Origin of the sequence: Kitasatospora sp. MAA19, from assembly GCF_029894125.1 — a bacterium.
Lineage (GTDB): Bacteria > Actinomycetota > Actinomycetes > Streptomycetales > Streptomycetaceae > Kitasatospora.
Window position 1 is genome coordinate 171977 of sequence record NZ_JARXYZ010000011.1, and the last position, 25635, is coordinate 197611.

Consider the following 25635-nt stretch of genomic DNA (forward strand, 5'->3'; position numbering starts at 1 on the left):
GCCTCGACTTACCGAACTCCCTTGCCGGGTAGGACCCTGGAACCGGCACCATTCCCGCTCGTTTCCCCCGACGTGCGAAGGACCCCCGCCATGCCGCGTCCGTCCGCTGCCCAGTACTGCCTCGGCTCGTTCACCGTCGTCGCCGCCACGGTGGCACTGCTGGCCGTCTCGGGCGCCTCGGGCGTCCTGGAGGTCGCGGTGCTGGTGGGGTTCGCGCTGGCGCTCGGCACCCTGGTGACGGTGTTGTCGCTCGCCACGTCCGGCAGGTCGGCGGCGGGGGCGGCCTCCCCGGCGCCCGCCGGGCGCGAGTACGCCCGGCAGCGCTGATCCGCCGCCGGGCGTCGCGGTCCGCCTGACCGGGTCAGTCGGTGGTGACCACCACGGTCTTCGCGGCCTTGTCGTGGATGCACTGCCGGTAGGGCTTGTCGAAGACGCCGAACAGCCCGTCGATGATCCACCAGAGGGCGGCGCAGCAGAGCACGGCCGGGAGGATGTAGACGGCCGCGCGGGTCCAGGCGGCGGCCTGGGTGGGCTTGTTCCCGTCGATCAGCATGGCGACCCGGATGTGCATCGCCTTCTTGCCGAGGGTCTGGCCGTCCCGGCTGAGCATCAGCGCCTCGTAGAGGAGGTAGATGGCGCAGCCGAGCCAGAAGGCGCCGGCCGAGCCGGAGCGGTCGCCGAGGTTGGCGAAGGGGGCCACCACGATCACGCCGACGGCCTGGATGAGGACGTAGTCGATCAGCCGGGCGACGATGCGCCGGGGCCAGCTGCCGATCGGCGGCATGCCGGGAACGGGGCCGGCGCCGGGGGCTCCGTGGCCGGCGGGGCCGTAACCGGGCGGGGGCTGGCCGTAGGGGTTCTGGCCGTGGGTCGGTCCGCCGTAGGTGCCGCCGTACGCACCGGGGCCGCCGGGCGGGGCATCGGACGGGCCGCCGGTGGGCGGCGGGGCGGGCGACGGGTTCGGGTCCGACGGCCGGCCTTCCGGCGTGCCGCCGCCCGGCTGCGGGGACTGCTTGTCGAAGGAGGGCTGGCCGCCCCCCTCCGGCTGGGGGCCCGAGGGGTCGTGGGTGCTCATCCCTCGAGTAGAACATCACACATTCTCGCGTTTTGGGAGATTCTGTCCGTTTTGCCGCCCCGGGCTCGAAGGGACCTTCACCGAAACCTTCGCCGGACCTTCGCGCCGTCAGGCGGCCGCCGGGCCCGACGGCCTCAGTCGCGGACCACCCGGGTGCGGGCCGCCCGGTCCTGCCAGCCGCGCCGGACCGGACGGTCGAACACCGGCCAGACCAGGCCGACGAGCAGCACGAGGCCGAGTTGCCTGACGGCCCATCGGAGCAGTGAGCGGCCGAGGCCCAGCCTGGTCCGGGAGGCAGGGGCGGCGGCGTCCACCACCCGGATCCGGGCCAGCCGCTTGCCGAAGGTCTGGCCGGTCCGGGCGGTCGGCAGCACCTCGCAGAGCAGGCTGACGAAGAGCAGGATGCCGAGCAGGACCGCGACCTTGCCGAGCACCACGTCGTCCACCAGCCAGACCTGGACCTGGCGCCGGGTGAGGGCGCTGGCCATCCGGGCCTGGTCGAGCTTCTGCTGGAGGTGCTCGGACGCGGAGTTGCCGAGCGGGATGCCGGCGGCGACGGCGACCACGAGGAGGGCGGCGGTGTCCACGGCCCGCGCGGCCAGTCGGCGCCCGAGGCCGGCCGGCACCGCCGGGGCGGAGCGGCGCCGGGCGACGGCCTCCCGGGCCGGGCGCGGCACGGGCAGCGACGCGGCGGGCGTCGGGGCCGGCACCGGGGCGGATACGGCGGCGGCCGGGGCAACCGGCTCAGGCTCGACCTCGGCCTCGGCCTCGACGGCACGCTCGACTTCGCGCACGACCACCGGAACGGACCCGGTGACGGACGCCAGGGTCTCCCGTACCGCCACCGCCGTCGGGGCGGCAGCCGTGACCGGCGCAGCGACGGCGGCCGCCTCCACGGCCACCGACGTGACGCTCGATACGCCGGCCGGGACACCGGCCGGGACGGCAATCGGAGCACTCGCCTCGCCCGCGCGCCCCTCCTCGGCCTCGGGCGCCCCCGGAAGCACCCCCCAGGAGACCCAGCGCGACGCATCACCCGTCTCCGTCAGCCCCCGCTGCGCCCGCGGATCGGCCTGCCAGCCGGGCTCCTCCAGCCCGGTAGCCGAAACCTCGACGACCGGCTCACCGAAGACCGGTTCGCCGAACCCCGCCTCGCCGAACGCCGGCCCCTCGAACACCGGCCCCTCGACCGCCGCCGCCTCCACCCCGGACGGCCCGACCGTCCGGAACACCGGCCCGCCGATCACCTCCGCCACCCGCGACCCGAGGACGAACTTCGCCCCGCCCGTGGTCTGGTCGAGGTACACGGGCCCGGTGTCCCCGCCGCCGACGGCCCCACCCCAGGACGGCTCCGCAACGGCCAGTCCCGCAACGGCCGGCTCCGGCGCCATCGGCGGCGGCACCGCCCGCGCCGCCGCCGTACCGGGGGCGGGCCGCCGGTCCGCGAACCGGGGCGGCTCCAGCACCTCACCCTCGGCGGGCGCGGGCCGACTGGTGCCCGGCACCCAGGCCGAGCCGCCCCAGTACCGGACGAAGCCGGGGATGGAGGGATCGGGATAGTAGCCCGGCTCGGGTCCGACGGCCGGGTCGCCGGCGGCGGCGAAGGGGCGGTCCGTCATGGGGGTCTTCTTTCCTGGCGGGTCCTGGCGGGGCCGACGCGGCACACCCGCCCGGCGCGCCCGCGAGCCGCCCGGCACGCGTGGGGCGCCGCCGGTAGGCGGACAGTCGCCGGGCAGTCACAAAGGGTAGTACCTCACCAGGGCGCCGACGGAAAGTTGGCGAATCACCGGACAGCGGGGGGCCGTCCGGGGTAAAGTCGGCCGACCGGCCCCGGCGTGCGACAGATGTCCGCGCGCCGCGACCCCGGCCGTTCACCACCCCTCACCGAACTTCCCGGAGAAATCCCGGAAACGTGTGTAAGAGCCGGTGTGGACCGCCCTCTCAAGAGGTCAACGGGCCCGGAACCGGGCAGGAACCGAAGGCAGAGAGGAAGACGATCATGGAGCTCCCCATCAGCGTGGTCGAGCACGAACTGGAACTCAACCTGGTGCTCTCCCCCGAGCACAGCGTCCCCGTCCCGGCCCGGCTGTCCTACGGCAGCCACGACCCGTACGCGGTGCACATCACCTTCCACCTGGACACCGGCTCGCCGGTGACCTGGGTGTTCGCCCGCGAGCTGCTGGTCGAGGGCACCTTCCGGCCGTGCGGCCAGGGCGACGTACGGATCTGGCCGACCCGCTCGGGCCGGCGCAGCGTGCTCTGCCTGGCGCTGAGCTCCCCGGCCGGGGACGCGCTGCTGGAGGCGCCGCTGCCGGCCGTCGCGGCCTGGCTGGAGCGGGCGCACCGGCTGGTCCCGCCGGGCAGCGAGCTGGCCGCGCTGGACATGGACGGCTCGCTCGCGGACCTGCTTGCGTGAGCGCGCGCGAACGCGAGCGCACGTACGCACACGGGCGGACCGGCGGACCGACGCACACAGGCAGAGCCGCGCACGCGGGCGGACCGACGAACACGGGCAGACCCGCGCACACGGGCGAACCGACGACCAGGAGCGGCGCCCCCGCCGGCTCAGCGGGCCGCGGGGGCCTGCTGACGGCCGCGGGCGGCGTCCGGGCCGCCGCCGTCGCGCTGGCCGGGCAGCCGGACCAGCGGTGCGCCGGCGGAGCGTCGCCGTGCCCTTATCCGGATGGCGGCGGCGAGCAGGAAGCAGAGCCCGACCCACGGGTAGATCGAGGTCGACAGCTGGCGCAGCGGTGACATGTGGAGGACGGCCACCCCGACCGGCTTCGTGACCCACATCGCGAAGGAGAGGAACGCGAGCAGCGTCGCCCAGAAGGCGGCCCGCCAGCGCAGCCGGCGGACGGCGGCCGGGCGGGCGTGCTCGACGGAGGCCTCGGCGGCGAGCAGGACGAGCACCGGCACGCACCAGACCCAGTGGTGGGTCCAGCTGATCGGGGAGATCAGCACGGCGGTGACGGCGGCGCAGCAGACGCCCCAGGCCTCGGCGCGGGGCAGCCAGCGGGCGCTGCGGGCGGCCCAGGCCGCGACGGCGAGGCCGGCCAGCGCGACCAGGCCGGCCGCGAGGGTGGCGACGGTGCCGGGTTCGGCGACGTGCAGCAGGCGGGCGACGGCGCCGCGCAGCGACTGGTTGTCGACGATGTACGTCTTGCCGACCCGCGAGGAGTCGTAGAGGTACTTGGTCCAGAAGCCCCAGGTGGCGTCGGGCAGGGCGACGGCGCCGATCAGGAAGGTGCCGAGGAAGGTGAGGCCGGCCACGATGGCGGCCCGGATCCGGCCGGTGATCAGCAGGTAGACGGCGAACAGGCCGGGGGTGAGCTTGAGGCCGGCGGCGATGCCGATCGCCATGCCCTTGCTGCGGCGGGCGTCCGAACGGGTGAGGTCCCAGAGGATCAGGCAGGCGAGCGCGAGGTTGATCTGCCCGTACCGGAGCGTGGTGAACACCGGTTCGAGCCAGACGCCGAGGCCGGTCACCAGGACGACGCCGATCGGCCGCAGTTCGCGGCGCGGCCAGCCGACCAGCTTGAAGGACAGGTGGGTCAACAGGGCGAGCAACCCGAGGTTGCCGAGAGTGATCGCCACCCGGAGGAACGGGACCGGGAACCAGGTGGTCGGCACGAACAGCATCGCCGCGAACGGGGGGTAGGTCGCGGGCAGGTTCCACTCGGTGACGCGTAGTGCGTACAGGTCGTCGCCGTTGGCGACGGCGGCGCCCTCGGCCCGGTAGACGATCATGTCGACCATCGAGGTGTGGACGAAGTGGCGAACCACTGCGTACACGACCAGGGACAGGAGCGCCACGGCCGAGGCGGCCAGCAGCGGTCGGCGGGGGGCCTCGCGCAGCGCGCGGACGGGGGCGCCGAGCGCGTCCCGCAGCCGGTCCGACAGGGGGGCGGGCGCGGGGTCGGGTGCGGTCCGCACCGGGCTGCGCTCGTCTTGCACCGCTGTCACCAGTCCACTCCGTCCACCGCTCGACCAACCGCCGACGATACCGGATGCGGCCCCGCCCGGCCCGGGCACGATTAGTCACGGAACGTGACGAATGTGCCCTGACCGGCTGTACTCCGTTGCGGGCGGAACACGGACGGCCGGGGCTGCGCGAAGGGGCGCGGGGCCTCAGCCGGTGCAGGCGAGAGGGCAAAGGGGCGAGAAAGCGCCCGAAGCCGACCGGGCGGCCGTCACTTCTGGAACAGCGTGCCCCGGCTGCGTCGCCGCCCGGCCCGCGCGGGGGCGCCGTCCGGGCGGGTCTGCAGCCGGAGCCGGATCTCCGCGCCGCCGAGCACGGCGGAGCGGCCGAGCGCCAGGTCGCCGCCGGTGGACTCGGCGAGCTTGCGGGCGATGTCGAGGCCGAGGCCGGTGGAGCCCTCGCCGCCGTGGCCCTCGCCGCGCTTGAGGGCGGCGGCCGGGTCGCTGAAGCCGGGGCCGGCGTCGCCGACCAGCACGATCACCGAGCTGTCGGTGGCGAGCACGTCCACCGAGAAGGCGGTGCCGACGGCGGTGTGCCGGAAGACGTTGCCGAGCAGCGCGTCGACGGCGGCGGCCAGGTCGGCGCGCTGGATCGGGACGGGCGTCGCCCGGTCGGCTCCGGCCAGCTGCCAGCGGCGCCCCTCGTCCTCGGCGAGCGCGGACCAGAAGCCGACCCGCTCGCGGATCACCTCGGCGACGTCGCAGCCGACCGCGACGGCGGGCGCGTCCTCGGGGGCGCGGCGGGCCGAGCGGATGATCTGGTCGACCTCGCGCTCCAGTTGGGAGACCGCGTGCCGGGTGGCGTCGGCGGCGTCGCCCTCGCCGAGCGAGGCGGCGTTGAGCCGCAGCACGGTCAGCGGGGTGCGCAGCCGGTGCGACAGATCGGCGGCCAGTTCCCTTTCGGCGGCGAGGAGTTGGACCACCCGGTCGGCCATGGTGTTGAACGCGTGGGCGGCCTCGCGCAGTTCCTCGGGGCTGCCGGCGGCCTGCTTGCCGTCCGCCGGGACGCGTACCGCGAGGTTGCCGGCGCCGAGCGAACGGGCGGCGGCGGCGAGCCGGCGGGCGGAGGCCACGATCCGGCTGCCCATCCGGTCGGCGACCAGCACCGAGATGGCGACCAGGCCGAGCGCGACCGCGGAGAGCACCAGCCAGGCGGTGGAGACGCCCCGGGTCAGGTCGCCGTCGGCGACGAACACCTCGACCACGGCGGTCCGCCCGGTGTCCACCGCGACCGGCTGGAGCAGCGCGTACCCGCCCGGCACCTCGACGGTGAAGGAACGGCCCTGCCCGCCGGCGGTGGACACGTCGCCGGCGGCGGCGCGGGCCTCGCCGAGGGTGGGCCCGCCGGGGCCGTCCACCCCCGGCAGTACGGCCTGGTCCGCCGAGGCGGGCGGTACGGCCTGGGCCGCCGGCAGGTGGACCGCCATCCGGCCCTGCCCGCCGGCGTCGGTGCTGGCCAGGGCGCGGTTGATGGCGTCCTGGTCGGTGGTGATGGCGAGGGCCGGGCCGAGCGCTGCGGCCTGCCGCTCGGCGGCGGTGAACGCGCGGTCCCTCGCGGTCTGCTGGACCATCAGGCCGAGCGGGATGAGGAAGGCCAGCGCGACCATCGTGGTCCCGGCCACGGCGGCCTTGACCAGGGCCCAGCGCAGCGAGCGCCCGGACTTCCTCATGTCCCGTGCTCCACCGGTCCCCCGGCGGCCTCCAGCCGGACCCCGACACCCCGGACGGTGTGCAGGTAGCGGGGGTTGGAGGCGGTCTCGCCGAGCTTGCGGCGCAGCCAGGAGAGGTGGACGTCGATGGTCTGGTCGCCGCCGTAGGTCTGCTGCCAGACCTCGGCCAGGATCTCCTTGCGCGGCACCACCACGCCGGGGCGCCCGGCCAGGAAGGCCAGCAGGTCGAACTCGCGCCGGGTCAGGTCGAGCAGCCGCCCGTCCAGCGCCACCTCGCGCCGCTGGAGGTCGATGGCGAGCCCGCCGACCCGCAGCACCTGGGCGACGGGGGCGGCGCCGCCGCCGAGCCGGCGCAGCACGGCGGCCATCCGGGCGCTCAGGTGCTCCCCGGAGAAAGGTTTCACCAGATAGTCGTCGGCGCCGTCGTTGAGCAGCCGGACGATCTCGGCCTCGTCGTCCCGCGCGGTCGAGATGATCACCGGCACATTGGTCAGGCCCCGGATCATCTTGAGCGCCTCGCTGCCGTCCAGGTCCGGCAGGCCCAGGTCCAGGATCACCAGGTCACAGCCGACCTGGGCGACCTCCCGCAGCGCCTCAAGTGCCGTGCCCACACTGCGGACCGCATGACCGGTGTCGGTCAGGTGCCGGATGAGGGCGGAGCGTACGAAGGGGTCGTCCTCGACCACGAGCACTGTTGCCATGGCCCTGCACGGTACGCCATCGGCGGGCAGTGGTCTGTACCTCGAGGTGGCCTCCGGACCTTGTGCAACTGCCCTGGCTGATAACGGGGCTGTCCGTCTGCACCGACCCGGGATACGGCAGGATGAGCGGACGATGCGGAACGGACTGGTACAGCTCGGCGCCTGGGCGGCGGCCACCGGGGCGGCGGTGGCGCTGTCCTGGCTCGGCGTGCACGCGGTGCTGACCGGCGCCGCGTTCGAGCAGCCCACGGCGCTGCCGCTGCCCTCCCCGAGGGTCGACGGCACGCCGCACACCGCGACCGCCACCCCGGACCAGGGCCGGCCGGCCACCCAGACCGCGGCCCCCTCCCCACCGGCCTCCCCGGCCGCCGCCACCACGACGACGACGCGCGGGCCGGCCGCCCCCACCGCGGCCACCGCCCCGCAGCCCACCCGCCGCCCCACGCCCACCGCCACCGCGACGTCCTCCGTGAAGAGCTACCCGGTGCCGGGCGGCAAGGTCGCCCTGGACATCCGCCCCGACAAGGCCTCGCTGGTCTCCGCCACCCCGGACCCGGGCTGGCAGATGCAGGTGTGGAACGGCGACCAGTGGATGCGGGTGGACTTCACCAGGGGCGAGCAGGCCAATTCGGTCTTCGTCTACTGGAACGGCCACCCGCCCGTGGTCGAGACGGCCATCCGCTGAAACCGCCTCACCAGGCCTCGAACGGCAGGTACCCCGGCAGGTACGGCCCGGCGTAGCCGGACCGGTCGACCAGCGTGTGCCTGGTCCCGCCGGGCACCCCGATCGTCGCGAGCACCACCGTGCCGAAGCGGTCCCGCGCCTCGTACGGCTCGGCCAGCGACAGCGCGCCCCGGTCCACCGCGTAGTCGTAGGCGTAGTAGACGTCCGGCACGCTCACCGCGAGGTCCAGCACCCCGTCCCCGTGCCGGGCCAGGTACCCGGCCAGTTCCCGGCCGCGCGGGCCGATCACCTGGACCAGCGAGGTGAGCACGATCCGGGTCCCGGGCGCGTCGAGCACGTACGAGACCGTCTCCGGCTCCCCGGTCTCCGGCCCGGCGTACGCGCTGCAGCGCAGCCCGAGCGCGGCGGCGTAGCGGCGGGCGGCCCGCTCGGAGTCGCCGACCGCGAAGACCACCGCGTCGGTGCGGCCCGTCGGAAGGGGGTGGGGCTCTCCGAGTCCCGCGGCGAGCAGGACGGGTTCGGCGGCGGTGTCGGTCATGACGGCCCTCCCGGTAGACGTACGGGACCACGGTGGGTGCGACCACGCGCCGGGGTGGGGCCCGGTGCACGGGGTTGTGGCTGGAGGGTGGCGCCGAGCCGACCGGCGCGCAACTGTTCCGTTTCCTCCTGGTCAAGCTGTGCGCCGGGGCGGGAGAATCAGCGGCGCCGCTGTACAGAATGCCCACCGGAGGACGGAGCCGCGATGCCCACCGCCCACTCCCCGAGCTCCCCCGGCTCGCCCAACTCCCCCGCCCCGCAGGGTGCTTCGGCAGGCGCCGGGCCGGTCGGCGGGAACGACGCGATCGACGCGCTGGACGGCCGGCTGATCCGGCTGCTGGCCGAGGAGCCCCGGATCGGGGTGCTGGAGTGCTCGCGCCGGCTGCAGGTCGCCCGGGGCACCGTGCAGGCCCGGCTGGACCGGCTGCAGGCCAAGGGGGTGATCGGCGGCTTCGGCCCGGAGGTCGACCCGGCGGCGCTCGGCTACCCGGTGACGGCCTTCGCCACCCTGGAGATCTCCCAGGGCCAGGGCGCGGACGTGCGGGCGCACCTGGCGAGCGTGCCGGAGGTGCTGGAGCTGCACACCATCACCGGGGCCGGGGACATGATGGTGCGGATCGTAGCCCGCTCCAACGCCGACCTCCAGCGGGTGATCGACCGGGTGGTGGGCTTCGACGGGATCGTCCGCTCGTCCACCGCCATCGCGCTGGAGAACCCGGTGCCGTACCGCATCCTGCCGCTGGTGGACCAGGCCGCGGCCGAGTAGGCCGCCGTCTACTTCGCCTGGTACCGGCAGGGGGAGGTCGAACTGGTCGACGCGGCGCCCGCCCCCGGCGCGCCGCTGATCGACCCGGACCGGTTCCGGATCGGCGCGCACGCCCACTCGGCCGGCAAGACCCTGCTGGCCCTGATGTCCGCCGAGGAGCGCCGGGCGCACCTGGCCCGCTACCCGATGGTGGCGTTCACCCCGTACACCCTGCGGGAGCCCGCGCACCTGCCGATGCTGCCCCGGCAGGGGCCGCAGCGCGCCGCCCCGATCACCCAGTGTCAGGAGTACGCGCTCGGCACGGCCGGGGCGGCGGTGCCGATCGTCGCGGGCAACGGCATCGCCGCGGTCTCGGTCTCGCTGCCGATGGCCCAGGCCCACCGGTTAGCCGGGATCGCCGCCCAACTGCGGACCCGGCTGAGCGACGACGTCGCCTCGGTGGCCTTCGGGCTCTGACCGGCGGCCGGTCCGGTCAGCAGCCGGGGACGCTGCCGCCGCTCTTCAGCGCCTCCAGCGCCGAGACCGCCTCGCCGAGCGTGCCGACCGGCACCAGTCGCAGCGTCCCGGGCGTGTTCACCTTGGCGTCCGTGCACTCGTCCCTGGGCAGCAGGAACACCGTCGCGCCGTCCCGGGCGGCCGCCTGCGTCTTGAGCGGGACACCGCCGACCGCGCCGATGACGCCCTGGTCGTCGATGGTGCCGGTGCCCGCGATCTTGAGCCCGCCGGTGAGGTCGCCGCCCTTGCCGTCACCGGCGAGCTTGTCGATGATGCCCAGCGCCAGCATCTGACCGGCGCTCGGGCCGCCCACGTCGCCCAGGTCGACCTTGACCTTCACCTGGTCCGGAGAGAGGTGGAGGTAGCCGAGCGCGGCGGCGGTGGCGCTGTTCTGCGACTCGACCATCTGCTGGGCGGTCTGTTCCTCGGCCTTGGCCGGGTTGCCCGGCGGGTAGACCGTGTCGGTCGGGCGCACCGCCTCGTCCTGGTCGAACCAGGCCCGCAGCGCGCGCCAGAACCCGGTCTTCTCCCCCGGGTTGGTGGCCGAGATGGTGACCATCCGCAGCTCGCCCTCGGTGGCGCGCAGCGGCGCCCCGGTGATGGTGAGGACCGGCTTGTCCTGGTACGTGCCGAGGGTGTCCGCGGTCAGCCCCGGCCAGGTGAGCGTGTACGGCAGCGGGACGAAGGCGGTCACGCCGAACAGCGCGGCGACCAGCACCCCGCAGAGGGTGAGCGCGCGGGTCCGCGGGGAGGTCAGGGCCTTGGGCAGCTTGGTGTCGGACACAAGGGGAATCCAAACACACCTCGGGGCCTACCTCAGTGCGTCGGCCACCTCGGTCGCCGCCTCCACCACCCGGGGGCCGACCCGCTCGGGCACCAGCCCGTTCAGCATCACCACGCCGACGCTGCCCTCGATGCCGCTCAGCCCGATCAGCGCGGCGGCCGCACCGCTCGCCCCGGACTGCTCCTCCGCACGGGTGATCACGAAGCCCTGCTCCGGCCGGCGCTGGCTGGGGAAGGTGCGGGCCTCCAGGATCGCCCGGCCGGCGGCGCTCTCGCCGAGCGGGTGGCGCAGCCCGGTGCGGTAGGCGACGTGGAAGTCGGTCCAGCTCGGCTCGACCACGGCGACGGCCAGCGCCTCGTTGCCGTCCACCAGGGTCAGGTGGGCGGTGGCGCCGAGGTCCTCGGCCAGGCTGCGCAGGGCCGGCAGCGCGGCCTCGCGCAGCAGCGGGTGCACCCGGTGCGCCAGGCGCAGGACGCCCAGGCCCACCCGGGCGCGGCCGCCGATGTCCCGGCGGACCAGGCCGTGCTGTTCCAGGGTGGCCAGCAGCCGGTAGACGACGGTGCGGTTGACGGCCAGTCGGGCGGCCAGCTCGGTGACGGTGAGCCCGCGCTCGGAGTCGGCGAGGAGTTTGAGGACCCGGACGCCACGGTCCAGGGTCTGGGAGGTCTCGGCAGTCACGACGGGCATCCTTTCCGCGGCGCTCGCGGGGCAGGCGGCGCCGGTCCGGGTTCGGTGTCGCGCGCAGGTGGGTGGCCGCGCTCGGACCGCGCGGTGTCGTCCTTGACGTGCGTACGGTCCTGCGGCGCCCGTCCCGTGGGGATTGCCCGGTGGAAGAGCGTGGGGGAAAGGTAGTGAAGGAAGTGTCGTGACGGAAGTGGTTGTCCAAAATTCGGTCGTGATCGACACCAACAGCGCGACGAAACCGGGGCAGAAACACCCATTTCGCCGGGCCCGTCAGGACGTGGTTCCGCCCCCGGTCCGAAGTCCGGACACACCGGGGCGGACGGCCCGGGCGAACGGGCCGGGCGAACGGGCCGGGGCGGGCGGACCGACTCGCGGCCGCCCGCCGTACCGTTCCGGTGGCTACTTCGCCCACTCGCGGATCTTGGCGATCCGCGCCTTCAGCTGGTTGGCGGTGGCCTGCGCGGTCAGCGGGCCGCCGCACTGGCGGCGCAGCTCGTTGTGGATGGTGCCGTGCGGCTGGTTGGTGCGGTGGTGCCAGGCGGCCACCAGCGCGTTCAGCTCCTTGCGCAGCTCCCGCAGCTCCTGGTGGGTGACGACCGGCCGCTGCTCGGCCGGCAGCTCCAGCAGGTCGGCCTCCTCGGCGGGCTTGCCCTTGCTGCGCTGGATCTGCCGGTGCTGGCGCTTCTGCAGCAGCATCTGCACCTGGTCCGGCTCCAGCAGGCCGGGGATGCCGAGGTAGTCGTCCTCCTCCTCGCTCCCCGGGTGGGCCTGCATGCCGAACTCCATGGCGTTGTACAGCACCCGGTCGAAGACCGCGTCGGAGCCGATCGCCTCGTAGGAGAACTCCTCGCCGCCCGCGCCGTCCGGCCCGTCGTTGGCCCGCTCGGCCTCGGCGAGCAGCCGGTCCTCCTCGTCGAAGAGACCCTCGCCCTCCTTCTTCGGCCGGTCCAGCACGTGGTCGCGCTGGAGCTCCATCTCGTTGGCGAAGCCGAGCAGCATCGGGATGGTCGGCAGGAACACCGAGGCGGTCTCGCCGCGCTTGCGGGCGCGCACGAAGCGGCCGACGGCCTGGGCGAAGAACAGCGGGGTGGAGATCGAGGTCGCGTACACCCCGACGCACAGCCGCGGCACGTCGACGCCCTCGGACACCATCCGGACCGCGACCATCCAGCGCGAGTCCCCGGCCGCGTAGTCGGAGATCCGCTTGGAGGCCTCGGTCTCGTCGGAGAGCACCACGGTGGCCTTCTCGCCGGTGATCTCGCGCAGCATCTTGGCGTAGGCGCGCGCGGTGTTCTGGTCGGTGGCGATGACCAGCCCGCCGGCGTCCGGGATCGCCTTGCGGACCTCGGACAGCCGCCGGTCGGCGGCCTGCAGCACGGCGGGGATCCACTCGCCCTGCGGGGCCAGCGCGGTGCGCCAGGCCTGGGCGATCAGGTCCTTGGTCATCGGCTCGCCGAGCCGGGCCTCCAGCTCGTCGCCGGACTTGGTGCGCCAGCGCATGTTGCCGCTGTAGCTGAGGAAGATCACCGGGCGGACGACGTGGTCGGCGAGCGCGTGCCCGTAGCCGTAGGTGTAGTCGGCGACGGACTTGCGGATGCCGTCGCCGCCGGCCTCGTACTGGACGAACGGGATCGGGTTGGTGTCGGAGCGGAACGGCGTCCCGGTCAGCGACAGCCGGCGGGTGGCCGGCTCGAAGGCCTCGAAGCAGGCCTCGCCCCAGGACTTGGAGTCGCCGGCGTGGTGGATCTCGTCCATGATCACGAGGGTCTTGCGCGCCTCGGTCCGGTTGCGGTGCAGCATCGGGTTGACCCCGATGCCCGCGTAGGTGACCACGATGCCGTGGTAGTCCCGGGAGAGCGGGCCGGAGGAGTACGCCGGGTCGAGCCTGATGCCTATCCGCGCGGCGGCCTCGGCCCACTGCTTCTTCAGGTGCTCGGTCGGCGCGACGACGGTCACCTGCTGCACCAGGTGGTTGTGCAGCAGGTACGAGGCCAGGGTGAGCGCGAAGGTGGTCTTACCGGCGCCCGGGGTGGCGACCGCGAGGAAGTCGCGCGGCTGCGTCTCGATGTACTTGTCCAGCGCGCCCTGCTGCCAGGCCCGCAGCTTGCCCGCGGTGCCCCAGGGGGCGCGGCCGGGGAAGGCCGGCGAGAGGTGGTGCGAGGCGGCGGGCCCGGAGCCCCGGGCGGGGCCCTGCGGCTCCGGCACGTCGGAGAACAGGGGCATCGAGGAGGCGGCGGCAGTACTCACGGTCTCCGAGGGGGATCATCGCAGGTCAGAGGCGGTTTTTCAGCCCCGTCCCGCGGTCGGGCGGCGATCGGACAACCCGCCCAGCGTACCGGCCCGGCGCCGCCGGGGCGGCCAGGCGAGGCTCCGCGCCGGGCCCGGGCGGCCGGAAACCGACGTGACGCGGATCACATCCGATCGGATCCGAAACCGGGTAATCACGGCCGGTCCCAGGACTCTCACCAGGGTGAGGCCGTCCCGACCCTCCCCCCTGCCGACCGGCCTCACACCGACCCGAAGGGACTCGCCGTGCACACCCCCACCGAAGAGACCGTCCAGGCCCGCCTGATCCTCTCCCCCCACCGCTCCGTCCGGCTGCGGGTCGTCCTGACCTACCGGCCGGAGGACCCGCTCGCCGTCCGGATGGCCTTCCCCGCCGAGTTCTCCCTGGACGGGCCGGCGGACGGCGGCCCGGGCGGGGAGGCCGCCGACGACATCGTCTGGATCTTCGCCCGCCAGCTGCTCTCGGCCGGCCTGGAACTGCCGGCCGGTGTCGGCGACGTCCACATCCGGCCCGCGCTCGGCCGGCGCACCATGGTCGAGCTGCGGGCGCCGGAGGGCACCGCGCTGCTCCAGTTCGACACCACCGACCTGCGGCGCTTCCTGTGGCGCAGCCGGCTGCTCGTCCCCGAGGGCGAGGAGCACCTGTACCTGGACGCCGACCGCGCGCTCGCCGAGCTGCTCGGCTGAGCGGCGGACCGGCGCGCGGCGGCCGGCGTCCGGAGGCGCCCCCGCGCTTCCGGCCGCCCCCCGGGTCCGGGGCCCCGGTGCCCGTCCGGCGCCGCCGCCCTCAGCCCGACAGCCTGCGCATCAGCCGGACGCCCTGCGCCGGCGTCAGGTGCGGCAGGTACGCCTTGCCGATCGCCCTGGTGATGCTGGGCAGCGCGGCGGGGTCGGGGTACGCCATGTACATCGGCCGGTACTCCGGCTGGAACTTCGCCTTGAACGCGAGCAGCGAGCGGAAGCCGTACACCGGCTCCAGCACCCGGCCCATCCAGTCCAGCATCCGCTGCAGGCCGGTGGGCCCCTCGTCCTGCCCGGAACGGGCCAGCGGCGCGCCGGAGAGCGACAGGAAGCGCGCGCCCTCCTCCTTGAAGCCCAGCGCGGCCGAGGCGATCAGGAACTCGTTGACGCCGCGGAAGCCGTCCGAGCGCCGGCGCATGAAGTCCAGCGTCCAGCCGACCGGCACGCCGTCCTCGTACACCGGCATCCAGCTGGTCAGCCCGTGCACGACGCGCTGCTCGTCCACCGCGATCAGCACCCGGACGTCCGGGTCGTCCAGCTCCTCCAGCCCGCCGAGCGTGAAGCCCATCTCGGGCAGGCCCTTCTCGGAGACCCACTCCTCGGAGATCGCCCGGATCTGGTCCCGCAGCGCGAGCGGCGCCTCGTGGTAGGCCCACCACTCGGCGGTGATGCCCTGCTTGCCGGCCTTGTTGAGCGCCGTCCGGATGTCCTGCCACTTGCGGCCGGTGAAGGCCAGCTCGGGCAGCGCGACCACGGTGTCCTCGGCGACCTGCACCGAGCGCCAGCCGAGCTGCCCGGCGGCGGCCCTGGTCTGCGGGGAGACGCTGTAGAGGCACGGCGTCCAGCCCCGCGCGTCGCAGTACCGGGCGAAGCCGGCCACCGCCCCGGCCCGGGCCTCCGGCGCGCCGAACGGGTCGCCGGTGGTCAGCGCCACGGTGCCCAGCACCCGGTAGGCGACCGCCGCCCGGCCCTCCTCGTCGAACCAGTAGTGGTTGCCGTCCCAGGTGGTGATGAACGACAGCGTCCCGCCGCCGTGCGCGGTGAGCAGCGCCCTGGCCCGGGCGGCCGCCGCCGCGTCGGTGTGCACCACCGGCCGGCGGAAGGCGAGCAGCAGCGCGCTCAGCGCGACCACCCAGAACGCCAGCCCGCAGTACGTCTCCAGGAGGAGCGCCACCGGGCCGACCGCGATCGGGTAGTCCGGCGTCAGGTCGTTGTACGCGGGCGGCAGGAACTGCGCCGGCAGCCCGTGCAGCAGCCTGCGGAAGGTCGCCCCGGGCTCGAACTGGTCGGCCGCGAGGACGCCGAGCCCGGTGTACGCGGCGGAGGCGGCCAGCGCGGCGCCGCCGGTCAGCGCCGCCAGCCGGCGCACCGACCGGCCGGACAGCCGCAGCCGGAACCGCTGGCGGTTGGCCAGCAGCAGGCCGATGGTCAGCAGCGGCAGCAGCAGCGCCTCGACGAAGTACTGGACCGCGTCGCCGCCGACCGGGCCGGAGCCGAGGTACAGCCAGCACAGCAGCCCCGCCCAGAGCAGCTCGGTGGCGATGGTGACCCGCCAGGCGAGCCGCAGCCCCCGGCGCAGCCCCTCGGCCAGGACCAGCAGCAGGGCCGGGAAGACGGCGGCCATCAGGCGGCCCGGGGTGTCGAAGATCCGCTCCACGGCGTGCGCGCGGGCGCAGTCGTGCGCCGAGACCGCGCAGAGGTCGGCCACCTCGTCCGGGCTGAGCCGGTGCGAGAAGTACAGCTCGGAGAAGGTGTTGAACGGCCCGCTGGCGTTGTCGTACAGCGAGGCGATCAGCGGCCCGAGGGCGGCGGCCACCAGGCAGACCGCCACCAGCACCCGGGTCTCGGAGTGCGAGGAGCGGTGGGTGCGCAGCCGCAGCCGGCCCCGGCCGAGCAGTGCGCCGACGCCCAGCCCGACGAGCGCGGCGGCGCACCGCTGGACGCTCTGCAGGTGGCCCACGTAGAGGGTCATGACCAGCGGGACGAGCAGCACCAGCAGGTGCAGCCGGCGGCGCCAGAGCACGGTCAGCCGGTAGCCGAGCACCCCGGCCAGGGTGAACAGGCCGATGGCGGGGCCGACGGCGGTCTGGTCGGCCACCGAGGCGGTCCACTGCTCGCCGACCCGGGAGCCGACCGCGATCAGCCCGGCGCCGAGCAGGGTGCCCGCCAGCTGCCCGCCGACCAGCACCGCGAGCGTGCGCACCCGCCCGAGCCGGTGCTCGGCGGCCGGGCCGACCAGGAGCAGCAGCAGGCTGGTGAACACGTACGAGCCCGCGCCGGAGCACCAGAACAGCGAGGTGAACGGCGTCCACCAACGGCCCTCGGCGAGGGTGGGCAGGCCGACCCCGACCCGGTCGAGCAGCCGCTCCGACGGCCCGTGGGCCAGGCTGCCGGTGGCCGCGCCGAGCGCCCAGAGCCCGGCCAGCAGCACCAGCGTCAGCGGCGCCGAGCGCAGCCACCCGCCGAGTGCCCGGGCCGCCCGGCGGGCCCGCTGCGGGCCCGGCTCCGGCGTCCGGGTGACCGGGCCGCGGTCCGGCCGGTCCGCCTCCTGTTGGCGCTCGCCGACGACGGCGGGCGCGGTGCCGACGCCGATCACCTGATCAGCCCGGTCTGCTGGGCGAGCCAGGGGATCTGCTGGACGATGCCGGGGCGGAACACGACCCAGCCGTGGTCACCCGGCATCAGCTCGAACTTGGCCTTCATCCCGGCCGCCTTCACGGACTTGTAGACCTCCTCCATCTGCGGCCGGAACTCGGTGTCGTTCTTGCCGACCACCATGGCGACGGCGGTGTCCGGGAACCGCTTGCGGGCCATCACCTGGACCGGGTCGACGGCGTCGAACTTCGCCTCGTCCCCGTCGTAGGCCGCGTTGACGGTGTCGGCCCGGGTGCCCAGGGTGGGCTCCAGCTGCCCGGACATGTCGAGCACGGTGCCGAAGACGTCGGGGGCGTTGACGCCGAGCTGGAGCGCGCAGGTGCCGCCCATCGAGGCGCCGCCCACGGCCCAGGACTTCCGGCCCTGGGCGGTCTGCAGGTTCTGGTGGATCCAGTCGGGGACGTCCTCGGCCAGGTAGGTGTGCACGTTGGCGATCTTGGAGTCCAGGCAGAGCGTGTTGGCCCAGGTCGAGCCCAGCTGATCCGGCATCACCACGATCGGCGCGAGGCCGCCGTGCTCCTTCGCGAAGTCGTCCATCGCCTCGTTCACCTGCCCGGAGAGCACCCAGTCCCCCGGGATGCCGGGCTGGCCGCTGATCAGCATGACCACCGGCAGCAGCGGGCGCGGGTTGGCCTGGTAGGCGGGCGGCAGGTAGACGTACGCGTCGCGGGCCTGGAAGCCGGACTTGGTCCCGGGGATCGGCACCACCGAGACGGTGCCCTTGTCCGGCAGGTCCGCCGGGGGCTTCCAGACCTCGGAGAGCACCTTGTCCGCCGGGGCGGCGGCCGTCCGCGCGACCTTGGGTGCGACCAGGTCGTCGGTCTTGGTCAGCCACGGCGCGAGCATCACCCGGCCGCTCGGGAACTGCCCGAACCCGATGTTGATCTCGGAGGCGGCCATCAGCAGCACCAGCGAGCTCAGGCCGAGCGCGAGCGCCTTGCGCCGCCAGGCCAGTCGGCGTATTCGCCAGCCGGCCAGGCAGAAGCCGAGCAGGGCGACGGCGATCCACCAGGTGACGTACTCGGGCGTGCCCTCGGGGAAGGGGTGCCACCAGCCGTCGACCACGACGTCGAGCAGCAGGCTCAGGGCCGCCGCGGTGAACAGGGCGGCGGGCAGCCGGAAGCGCCACCAGCTCCGGCTCCGGCCGACGGCGAGCGCGAGCAGCGCGACCCAGCCGACGACGTACACGGCGTACGGAATCGGGCCGTGGGTGAGCGGCCAGTCGATCGGGTTCCAGCGGGTGGCGAGGGTCAGCGTGGTCATGCGGGTTTACCCGGCCGGGTGGTGTCGGCCAGGAAGCCGTAGGCGACGACGTTGCCCTCGTAGCCGTGCTCGTCGCTGTACGCGCCGCCGCAGGTGATGACCCGCAGCTGTGCGTCGGCGGCCTGGCGGTACACCCGGTCGTCCGGGAAGTCCTTTCGGTCGTGCACTTCGATGGCGTACAGCTGGTAGACGGCGACGGCGCCGTCCGCGCGGACGATCTCGATCCGGTCGCCGCGGCGCAGTGCTCCCAGATGGTAGAAGACGGCCGGGCCTGCCTTGTTGTCGACGTGTCCGGCCAGGATGGCGGTGCCGCGCTGCCCGGGGCTGGCCCCGCCGCGGTACCAGCCCGCCAGGTTGCGGTCCGCCTCGGGCGGGGCCTGGAGGTGGCCGCGGGAGTCGAGGCCGAGCGTAGTCACCGGGGCGTCCAGCCGGACGACCGGGATGCGGATCCGGATGGGGTCGGACGGGCCGAGCGGCGGAACGACGGAGACCGGGGCGAAGCCGGACAGGGCCTGCGCGACGCCGGGGACGGGCGGCGGCGCGCCCGGTCCGCCGTCGTGCAGCAGCCAGGCGCCGAGCACCAGCGCGGCACCGGCCGCCAGGGTGCCCGGCCACGGGCCCCTGCTCTGCTGGACGCCCACGGGCGCTCCCCTCTGCCGACGGATTCCCGATCCTGGGAGTTCCCTGGGAACAATTCAATCCGATCGGACCTTAAAGCACGTCCATACGACGGTCGTACCGACACCCGCCGATCGGCAGGGCCACCGGTCCGATCACTGCGCCGAGTGGGTGCCCCGTGACGGAACGCGACGGCCGGCCCCCAGGCGTCGACGCCGCCCGGACACCTCGGCATGAGCTTCGACGGCGGACGGGGTCGATCCGGTTGCGTCAATCAGGCGATCGATTACGACCGTCCGTGGAGCCTCTCCGACCGATCGAGCCCACATGCCATGCTGACCCGGTCACGGGTTCTATCACCCCACTCGTCCGACCGGACTTTCGCACGCCTGTACGCATGCTGAACGCCTCATGAACGGAGTGACCATGGACGCTCTCTCCCGCCGAACCCTGCTGGCCGCCGGAGCGGCCACCGCCGCCACCCTGGCGGCCGGCTGCGGCAGCAACAGCGTCGGCGGCGGAGAGCGGGCGACCGGCGCCGGGTTCCCCGCCGCCGTCCCCACCAGCGACGCGGCCACCACCCGGGGCGGCATCCCCGCACCCGCCCCCAAGCCGCAGGCCGCCCTGATCGGCGACGGCTCCACCTCCGACACCGGCGCCCAGCCCCACCAGCCCGTCCCCGAACGCCTCAAGGCCGGCGAGCGCCCGCCGCAGTTCGTGGTCTTCTCCTGGGACGGCGCCGGCGAGCTCGACAACGGCCTGTTCGCCCGCTTCCGCCGGCTGGCGCGGGAGCACAACGCGTCGATGACCTTCTTCCTCAGCGGCCTCTACCTGCTGCCCGAGTCCAAGAAGGACCTCTACCGCCCCCCGCAGCACAAGGTCGGCGCCTCCGAGATCGGTTACCTGAGCGACCAGCACATCCACGACACCCTGGAGAACGTGCACGCGGCCTGGCTGGAGGGCCACGAGATCGGCACCCACTTCAACGGCCACTTCTGCGGCTCCACCGGCGTCGGCAAGTGGTCCCCGGAGGAGTGGGACAGCGAGATCCAGCAGGCGATGGACTTCGTGACCAACTGGCGGACCAACACCGGCTTCACCGACCTGCCCGCGCTGCCCTTCGACTACCGCAAGGAGCTGATCGGCAGCCGCACCCCCTGCCTGGAGGGCCAGCGCAACCTGCTGCCCACCGCCGTCAAGCGCGGCTGGCGCTACGACAGCAGCGGCAACGGCACCCAGGTGTGGCCGCAGAAGATCCAGGGCGGCGCGCTCTGGGACCTCCCGCTGCAGTCCATCCCCTTCCCCGGGCACACCTTCCAGGTGCTGTCGATGGACTACAACATCATGTACAACCAGTGCGGCCCCAACACCAAGGCCGACCCGGCGCTCCACCCGGGCTTCCAGACCCAGGCCCGCGACTCCTACCTGATGGGCTTCGACCGCACGTACAACAGCAACCGCGCGCCGTACATCATCGGCAACCACTTCGAGGAGTGGAACGGCGGCATCTACATGAACGCCGTCGAGGAGGTGCTGAAGAGCATCGCGGGCAAGCCCGAGGTCCGGCTGGTCTCGTTCCGCCAGCTGGTGGACTGGCTGGACGCCCAGGACCCGGCGGTGCTGCGCAAGCTGCAGAGCCTCGCCCCGGGCCAGTCGCCGGCAGGCGGCTGGGGGAGCTTCCTCGGCACCCCGGCGGCGCCGCCGGTGCCCTCCGCCGGCGCCACCGCCTCCGCCGTCGGCTGACCGTCAGGCCTTGCGGACCCGGCCGGAGACCAGCGCGCCCAGCAGGGCCACCCCGGTCATGGTCAGGAAGATCACCGCGAAGGCGCCGGTCGAGCCGGCACCCTCGACGCCCTCGTGGGCGGCGGCCACCGAGCCGCCGCCCAGCGCCGCGAAGAGCACCCCGGACAGGCCGACCAGCAGCACGTTGCCCAGCGCGTCGCTCATCTGCAGCGAGGCCGAGTTGGCCCCGGCGTCCTCCGGCGTGGACAGCTTCATCATCAGGACGCTGACGCTCGCGACCGTCAGCCCCATCCCGATCCCGCCGACGCCCCAGGCCACCGCCGCCGCCCAGGCCGGCACCGCCGGGACCAGCACCAGCGCGGCGCCCGCGATCGCCACCGCGGTCAGTACGAACCCGCCCCGGATCATCGCCTCGCGGTAGCGCTCGGCCCCAGGCCGCCCCTGCAACCACGAGCCCAGCGCCCAGGACAGGCCGCCGCTGGTCAGGGTGAGCCCGGCCAGCGTCGGCGACAGGCCGCGCTGGGTGACCATCATCAGCGGGATGAACGACTCGGCCGCGAAGAACGCCCCCGCGGCCACCCCGCGCAGCAGGATCACCGTGGGCAGCCCGCGCCCGGCCCGCAGCGTCCCGGTGGGCAGCAGCCCCAGCACGGCGGGCAGCAGCAGCGCCGCCCCGGCCGCCGCCGGGAGCAGCCCGATCAGGTCCAGCCGCTGGCCCGCGTACTGCAGCAGGCCGGCCCCGAGCGCCGCCATCGCGGCCAGCACGGTGCGCCGGCGGTCGAAGTCCGCGCCCTTGAGCACCGGGTGGTCCCGCTCGGAGCGGGCCAGCGCCGGGCCCATCACCGCCAGCGGCAGCAGGATCAGCACCGGGACGGCCAGGAACACCCAGCGCCAGCCCAGGTGCTGGGTGATCGCCCCGGAGACCACCGGGCCGACGATCGAGGGCAGCACCCAGGCCGAGGAGAAGGCCGCGAACACCGCCGGGCGCAGCCGCTCCGGGTAGGCCCGGCCGACCACCACGTACAGGGCGACGATCACCAGTCCGCCGCCCAGGCCCTGGATCGCCCGCCCGGCCACGAACACCCACATCCCCGGCGCCGTCCCGGCCACCACCAGGCCCATGCCGAACACCGCGATGCCGGTGAACAGCGGCTGGAGCGGGCCGCGCCGGTCGCACCACTGGCCGGAGACGACCAGGGCGAACAGCGTGGTGGTGAAGTAGCCGGAGAAGGCGAAGGCGTACAGCCCGATGCCGTCCAGCTGACGGGCCGCCACCGGCATCGCGGTGTTGACGGCCGTCGCCTCGAAGGCGAGCAGCAGGACCACCGAGACGATCCCCAGCGTCAGCGCCCGGTAGCGGCCGCTGAGCACCCCGCCGCCGGGGTCGTCATCGAGGGGTATCGGCGCGGAGTCGACCGAGGTGGGGGAGGCAGTGGTCATGGGTGACATCGTAAGGGCCGTCTTCGTCCGTGACCCCTGACCGGAGTTGGTGACCAGCTAGGTCTCAGGACCTAGGCCCGAGGTCAGTGCAGCACCTTCAGGCCGACCACGCCGGAGACGATGAGCAGCAGGCAGCCGATCCGGGCCGCCGTCACCGCGTCCCCCAGGACGGCCATGCCGTAGAGCGCGGTGCCGACCGCGCCGATGCCGACCCACACCGCGTACCCGGTGCCGATCGGAATGGTGCGCATCGCGTACGCCAGCCCGCCCATGCTCAACAGCAGGGCGACGCCGAAGACGAGGCTGGGGACGAGCCGGGAAAAGCCCTTGGACGACTCCAGGGCCACCGCCCACACGGTCTCCAGGACACCCGAGACGATCAGAACGAGCCAAGCCATGACGGCCGTACCTCCGCAGTCCACAGCGGCCGGATTGCCGCTGAACTGCGCCGTCTTGTCGTCACCGGGTACGACGCGCTCGTCCGGGGTGGCCGGACACCGGCCACCTGGCTCCGACGGTAACACAGGTTGCCATACAGAATTTACATTCCGCCGTTGACGGCCCCCCACGTATTCCGCCACTATGAATTCACTGGCCGTGTGCCCGAGTGGCTTAGGGAACCGTCTGCAAAGCGGTGTACACGGGTTCGATTCCCGTCATGGCCTCACTGGAAAAAGGAATTGCCGGTCGACATTCCGTCGATCGGCAATTCCTTTTCAGGCGTTTCCGGGGCGGTCGGCGCAAAGCCGCCCGCCCCGGTCCGTCAGACCGCGACCGCGTCCTCCGGCCGGATCGGCAGCCGGCCGACCGGCAGTCCGGTGGCGGCCCGGACGGCGGCGGCGACGGCCGCCGGGGCGACCACCGCGGGGACGGCGCTGACCGCCTTGGCGCCGAAGGTGGCGACCACGTCCCGCTCCTCCAGCAGGGCGGCGATCCGCACCTCCGGGGTGTCCAGGGCGGTGGGCAGCCGGTAGCCGGTGAGCGAGGGGTTCTGCAGCACGCCGCCCTCGGTGCGCAGGTCCTCCAGCAGGGCCAGGCCGACACCCTGGGCCACGCCCGCCTCGATCCGGTCCTCGATCTGTCGCGGGTTCAGCGCCCGGCCGACGTCCTGGGCGACCGTCATCTCGACCACCCGGACGGCGCCCAGCTCGATGTCCACGTCCACCACCGCGCGCATCGCGCAGAACGCGATGGACACGAAGGCGTCGCCCTGCCCGGACTCGTCCAGCGGCTCGGTGGGGTGCGGGCGGCACTGCGCGGTCGCCCAGAGCTCCTTGCCCTCCAGCGCCTCGGCGACCGGCATGCCGAGCACCCCGTCGTACGAGGTGATCTTGCCGTCGGCGATCTGCAGCAGTTCCACCGACATCCCGAAGTTGGCGGCGATCGGCTGCAGCAGCTGGTGGCGCACCATCAGCGCGGCGCGCTCGACGGCGCCGCCGGAGACCCAGGTGTGCCGTCCACGGGCGGAGGGCCCGGCGATCGACTGGTCGCTGTCGGCCGGCGCGATGTACACCTCGCTGACGCCCAGCACGGTCTGCACGATCTGCCGGGCCAGCGTGGCGAAGCCCTGCCCGGAGTCGACGGCCGCGCAGATCACCGTGGCGTGGTCGCCACTGACCCGCACGGTGGCCGTGGAGACCTCGTCCTCGCCCTCGGCGCCGAGCATGTGCACCATGCCGACGGCGTAGCCGATCCCGCGCCGCACCGCCGCCGGATCGCCGGCGCCGCCGGGCCCGCCCGGCAGCAGCCACTCGGCGTCCGGGTCGTCCACCGGCAGGGCCGGCAGCGGCTCGGCCGCGACGGCCTCCAGCAGCGCGCCCACCGGCGCCGGGCAGGTGACGGCCTGTCCGGTGGGCATCGGGTCGCCGGTGGCCATCGCGTTGCGGCGGCGGATCTCCACCGGGTCCACGCCGAGCCGGGCGGCCAGCTGGTCCAGCTGCGACTCGTAGGCGAAACAGGCCTGCAGTGCGCCCTCGCCGCGCATCCGCCCGGCCGGTGGGTTGTTGGTGCGCACCGCCCAGGCGTCCACGAAGACGTTCGGGCAGACGTACGGGCCGACCGAGAAGGCGGTGGCGGCGGCCAGCGCCTCGGCGGAGACGTCCGCGTACGCGCCGCCGTCCAGCAGGATCTGCGCCTCGACCTTCACCAGGGTGCCCTCGGCGTCGGCGTGGTGGCGGTAGCGCAGGAGCGCGGGGTGGCGCGAGGTGTGGGTCTGGAAGGACTCCTCGCGGGTGAGGGTCATCTTCACCGGGCGACCGGTGCGCAGCGCCAGCAGCGCCAGGGTGACCTGGAAGGAGATGTCCTCGCGGTCGGTGGTCGCGCCGGGCACGCCGGTGACCACCAGCCGGACCCGGTCGGGCTCCAGGCCGAGGCAGGCGGCGGTGCGGTCGCGGTCCCCGTGCGGATCGGTGGAGGACAGGTGCAGTTCGACGCCGCCGTCCGGGCGCGGCACGGCCAGCCCGGCCTCGGCGCCGAGCGGGGCCGGGTCCTGCCGGCCGACCTGGTAGAGGCCCTCGACGACGATCTCGCCGACCGCGTCCGGGTCCCCGGTGCGCAGCGGCAGGTGGCGGAACAGGTTGCCGTCCGGGTGCAGCGCCGGGGCGGTGAAGGCCTGCTCGGGGTCGGTGACGGCCTCCAGCGGCTCGTAGTCGACCGCGATCAGGCCGACCGCCAGCCGGGCGGTGTCGGGGTGGTCGGCGGCCACCGCGGCGATCGGCTCGCCGTGGTGGCGCACCACGCCCGCGGCCAGCACCGGCCGGTCGGCGACGATCGGCCCGGCCGGGGCGCCGTCCGGGCCGCCGTCCGGGCCGGGCGGCAGGTCCGCGGCGGTGACCACGGCGTGCACTCCGGGCAGCGCGAGCGCGGCCGAGGTGTCGATGCCCCGGATCCGGGCGTGCGGGTGCGGCGAGCGCAGCACCGCGCCCCAGAGCAGCCCTTCGGCCCACAGGTCGGCCGCGTACGGGTAGATGCCGAGCGCCTTGGGCAGCGCGTCGCTGCGCAGCGGTGAGCTGCCCAGGCCGAACGGCTCCGGTGCGCCGCCCTCGCCGCCGTCCTGCTGGAGTGCTGCGCCGATGTCGGTAGGCGACGTCATGATGCGTGGTCGTCCTCGGTGAGCCGGATGCCGTGGGCGGGGGTGGCGCCGTACGGGACGCCGGCCGGGGCGGTGCCCTCGGCCGGGGCGCCGTGCGGGGGCGTGGCGACGTACGGCGTGCCGTGCGGGGGCGTGCCGTCGAAGGCGGTGCCCGGCAGGGGCGTGCCGTGCGCGGGGGTGGGCTGGTAGACCGGGGCGTCGTCGTACCCGGTGTCGTAGCCGCTCTGCTGCGGGTAGCCGCCGGGCACGTAGGTGCCGTGGGCGGGGGTGCCCTGGTACGGCTGCTCGGGGTAGCCCTGCGGCGGGTAGTACACCTGGTCGTCGGCGGTCTGGGCGGGGATGCCCTGGACCGGCGTCAGGACGGCGGTGTCGTACACGCCGCTGTCGTAGCCGCCCGGCCCGTCGCCGTACGGCTCCCCG

At 74.3% G+C, this 25635-nt stretch carries 22 protein-coding genes, 1 tRNA gene and 1 riboswitch; of the genes, 8 read left to right on the plus strand and 15 right to left on the minus strand.

Annotated features, from left to right (window positions below; genetic code table 11):
- Positions 1 to 90 precede the first annotated feature (90 nt).
- Positions 91 to 327, plus strand: coding sequence for a hypothetical protein (locus P3T27_RS19205; protein ID WP_280680068.1), 237 nt, complete (start codon positions 91 to 93; stop codon positions 325 to 327).
- Positions 328 to 361: 34 nt separating this feature from the next.
- On the opposite strand, the gene P3T27_RS19210 is transcribed toward P3T27_RS19205, so the two are convergent.
- Both P3T27_RS19210 and P3T27_RS19215 read right to left on the minus strand, forming a co-directional pair.
- Entirely contained in the window at positions 362 to 1075 is a 714-nt protein-coding gene (locus P3T27_RS19210) for an RDD family protein (RefSeq protein ID WP_280680071.1), read from the minus strand.
- Positions 1076 to 1209: 134 nt separating this feature from the next.
- Positions 1210 to 2694: an RDD family protein gene (locus P3T27_RS19215; protein ID WP_280680075.1), complete on the minus strand. Its 1485-nt coding sequence runs from the start codon at positions 2692 to 2694 to the stop codon at positions 1210 to 1212.
- Positions 2695 to 3074: 380 nt separating this feature from the next.
- Between P3T27_RS19215 and P3T27_RS19220 the strand changes: the two genes are divergently transcribed.
- Positions 3075 to 3491 carry an SsgA family sporulation/cell division regulator gene (locus P3T27_RS19220; RefSeq protein WP_280680083.1) on the plus strand — a complete coding sequence of 139 codons (417 nt, stop codon included), beginning with the start codon at positions 3075 to 3077 and terminating at the stop codon, positions 3489 to 3491.
- 149 nt (positions 3492 to 3640) lie between these two features.
- Here P3T27_RS19220 and P3T27_RS19225 read toward each other — a convergent pair whose 3' ends face one another.
- The 3 genes from P3T27_RS19225 to P3T27_RS19235 all read right to left on the minus strand — a co-directional run bounded on the left by P3T27_RS19225 (position 3641) and on the right by P3T27_RS19235 (position 7427).
- Positions 3641 to 5041 (minus strand): glycosyltransferase 87 family protein, encoded by a 1401-nt coding sequence (locus P3T27_RS19225; protein WP_280680085.1) that lies wholly within the window; start codon positions 5039 to 5041, stop codon positions 3641 to 3643.
- A 227-nt stretch (positions 5042 to 5268) separates the two neighbouring features.
- The gene (locus P3T27_RS19230; protein WP_280680087.1) at positions 5269 to 6726 is read right to left on the minus strand and encodes a HAMP domain-containing sensor histidine kinase; all 1458 of its coding nucleotides are present in this window, start codon (positions 6724 to 6726) and stop codon (positions 5269 to 5271) included.
- Positions 6723 to 7427 (minus strand): response regulator transcription factor, encoded by a 705-nt coding sequence (locus P3T27_RS19235; RefSeq protein ID WP_280680089.1) that lies wholly within the window; start codon positions 7425 to 7427, stop codon positions 6723 to 6725. The genes P3T27_RS19230 and P3T27_RS19235 overlap by 4 nt, the downstream gene beginning before the upstream one ends.
- A 133-nt stretch (positions 7428 to 7560) precedes the next feature.
- On the opposite strand from P3T27_RS19235, the gene P3T27_RS19240 reads away from it, so the two are divergent.
- Entirely contained in the window at positions 7561 to 8112 is a 552-nt protein-coding gene (locus P3T27_RS19240) for a hypothetical protein (protein WP_280680091.1), read from the plus strand.
- Between the two features lie 7 nt (positions 8113 to 8119).
- On the opposite strand, the gene P3T27_RS19245 is transcribed toward P3T27_RS19240, so the two are convergent.
- Positions 8120 to 8650, minus strand: coding sequence for a VOC family protein (locus tag P3T27_RS19245; protein ID WP_280680093.1), 531 nt, complete (start codon positions 8648 to 8650; stop codon positions 8120 to 8122).
- Between the two features lie 204 nt (positions 8651 to 8854).
- On the opposite strand from P3T27_RS19245, the gene P3T27_RS19250 reads away from it, so the two are divergent.
- Positions 8855 to 9415 carry an Lrp/AsnC family transcriptional regulator gene (locus P3T27_RS19250; protein WP_280680095.1) on the plus strand — a complete coding sequence of 187 codons (561 nt, stop codon included), beginning with the start codon at positions 8855 to 8857 and terminating at the stop codon, positions 9413 to 9415.
- Positions 9416 to 9514: 99 nt separating this feature from the next.
- Positions 9515 to 9871, plus strand: a complete 357-nt coding sequence (locus P3T27_RS19255; protein ID WP_280680183.1) for an IclR family transcriptional regulator C-terminal domain-containing protein — start codon at positions 9515 to 9517, stop codon at positions 9869 to 9871.
- A gap of 16 nt (positions 9872 to 9887) precedes the next feature.
- Here the strand turns inward: P3T27_RS19255 and P3T27_RS19260 are convergent, their stop codons facing one another.
- From P3T27_RS19260 to P3T27_RS19270, 3 genes are all read right to left on the minus strand, one after another.
- Positions 9888 to 10694 carry a S16 family serine protease gene (locus tag P3T27_RS19260; RefSeq protein WP_280680096.1) on the minus strand — a complete coding sequence of 269 codons (807 nt, stop codon included), beginning with the start codon at positions 10692 to 10694 and terminating at the stop codon, positions 9888 to 9890.
- Positions 10695 to 10721: 27 nt separating this feature from the next.
- Positions 10722 to 11372, minus strand: coding sequence for a helix-turn-helix domain-containing protein (locus tag P3T27_RS19265; RefSeq protein WP_280680098.1), 651 nt, complete (start codon positions 11370 to 11372; stop codon positions 10722 to 10724).
- 405 nt (positions 11373 to 11777) lie between these two features.
- Complete coding sequence (locus tag P3T27_RS19270) at positions 11778 to 13601, minus strand: DEAD/DEAH box helicase (RefSeq protein WP_280680192.1); 1824 nt, start codon at positions 13599 to 13601, stop codon at positions 11778 to 11780.
- A gap of 309 nt (positions 13602 to 13910) precedes the next feature.
- On the opposite strand from P3T27_RS19270, the gene P3T27_RS19275 reads away from it, so the two are divergent.
- Positions 13911 to 14351, plus strand: a complete 441-nt coding sequence (locus P3T27_RS19275) for an SsgA family sporulation/cell division regulator (RefSeq protein ID WP_280680100.1) — start codon at positions 13911 to 13913, stop codon at positions 14349 to 14351.
- 100 nt (positions 14352 to 14451) lie between these two features.
- On the opposite strand, the gene P3T27_RS19280 is transcribed toward P3T27_RS19275, so the two are convergent.
- Genes P3T27_RS19280 through P3T27_RS19290 form a run of 3 tightly spaced genes read right to left on the minus strand, consistent with a single transcriptional unit; the run spans position 14452 to position 18964 of the window.
- Positions 14452 to 17001, minus strand: a complete 2550-nt coding sequence (locus P3T27_RS19280; protein WP_280680103.1) for a rhomboid family intramembrane serine protease — start codon at positions 16999 to 17001, stop codon at positions 14452 to 14454.
- Positions 16998 to 18323 (minus strand): alpha/beta hydrolase-fold protein, encoded by a 1326-nt coding sequence (locus tag P3T27_RS19285; RefSeq protein ID WP_280680104.1) that lies wholly within the window; start codon positions 18321 to 18323, stop codon positions 16998 to 17000. Before P3T27_RS19285 ends, P3T27_RS19280 begins: the two co-directional genes overlap by 4 nt.
- Complete coding sequence (locus P3T27_RS19290; RefSeq protein WP_280680106.1) at positions 18320 to 18964, minus strand: class F sortase; 645 nt, start codon at positions 18962 to 18964, stop codon at positions 18320 to 18322. The genes P3T27_RS19285 and P3T27_RS19290 overlap by 4 nt, the downstream gene beginning before the upstream one ends.
- Before the next feature lie 403 nt (positions 18965 to 19367).
- Between P3T27_RS19290 and P3T27_RS19295 the strand changes: the two genes are divergently transcribed.
- The gene (locus tag P3T27_RS19295) at positions 19368 to 20684 is read left to right on the plus strand and encodes a hypothetical protein (RefSeq protein WP_280680108.1); all 1317 of its coding nucleotides are present in this window, start codon (positions 19368 to 19370) and stop codon (positions 20682 to 20684) included.
- Positions 20685 to 20687: 3 nt separating this feature from the next.
- Here P3T27_RS19295 and P3T27_RS19300 read toward each other — a convergent pair whose 3' ends face one another.
- Both P3T27_RS19300 and P3T27_RS19305 read right to left on the minus strand, forming a co-directional pair.
- Positions 20688 to 22124 carry an MFS transporter gene (locus P3T27_RS19300; protein WP_280680110.1) on the minus strand — a complete coding sequence of 479 codons (1437 nt, stop codon included), beginning with the start codon at positions 22122 to 22124 and terminating at the stop codon, positions 20688 to 20690.
- Between the two features lie 83 nt (positions 22125 to 22207).
- Entirely contained in the window at positions 22208 to 22522 is a 315-nt protein-coding gene (locus P3T27_RS19305) for an SMR family transporter (RefSeq protein ID WP_280680112.1), read from the minus strand.
- A 44-nt stretch (positions 22523 to 22566) separates the two neighbouring features.
- Positions 22567 to 22632: riboswitch (guanidine-III (ykkC-III) riboswitch) on the minus strand.
- Between the two features lie 85 nt (positions 22633 to 22717).
- Here P3T27_RS19305 and P3T27_RS19310 point away from each other — a divergent pair.
- Positions 22718 to 22789: transfer RNA gene (locus P3T27_RS19310), tRNA-Cys, on the plus strand.
- 98 nt (positions 22790 to 22887) lie between these two features.
- On the opposite strand, the gene P3T27_RS19315 is transcribed toward P3T27_RS19310, so the two are convergent.
- Positions 22888 to 25215: a xanthine dehydrogenase family protein molybdopterin-binding subunit gene (locus tag P3T27_RS19315; protein WP_280680114.1), complete on the minus strand. Its 2328-nt coding sequence runs from the start codon at positions 25213 to 25215 to the stop codon at positions 22888 to 22890.
- Positions 25216 to 25635 lie beyond the last annotated feature (420 nt).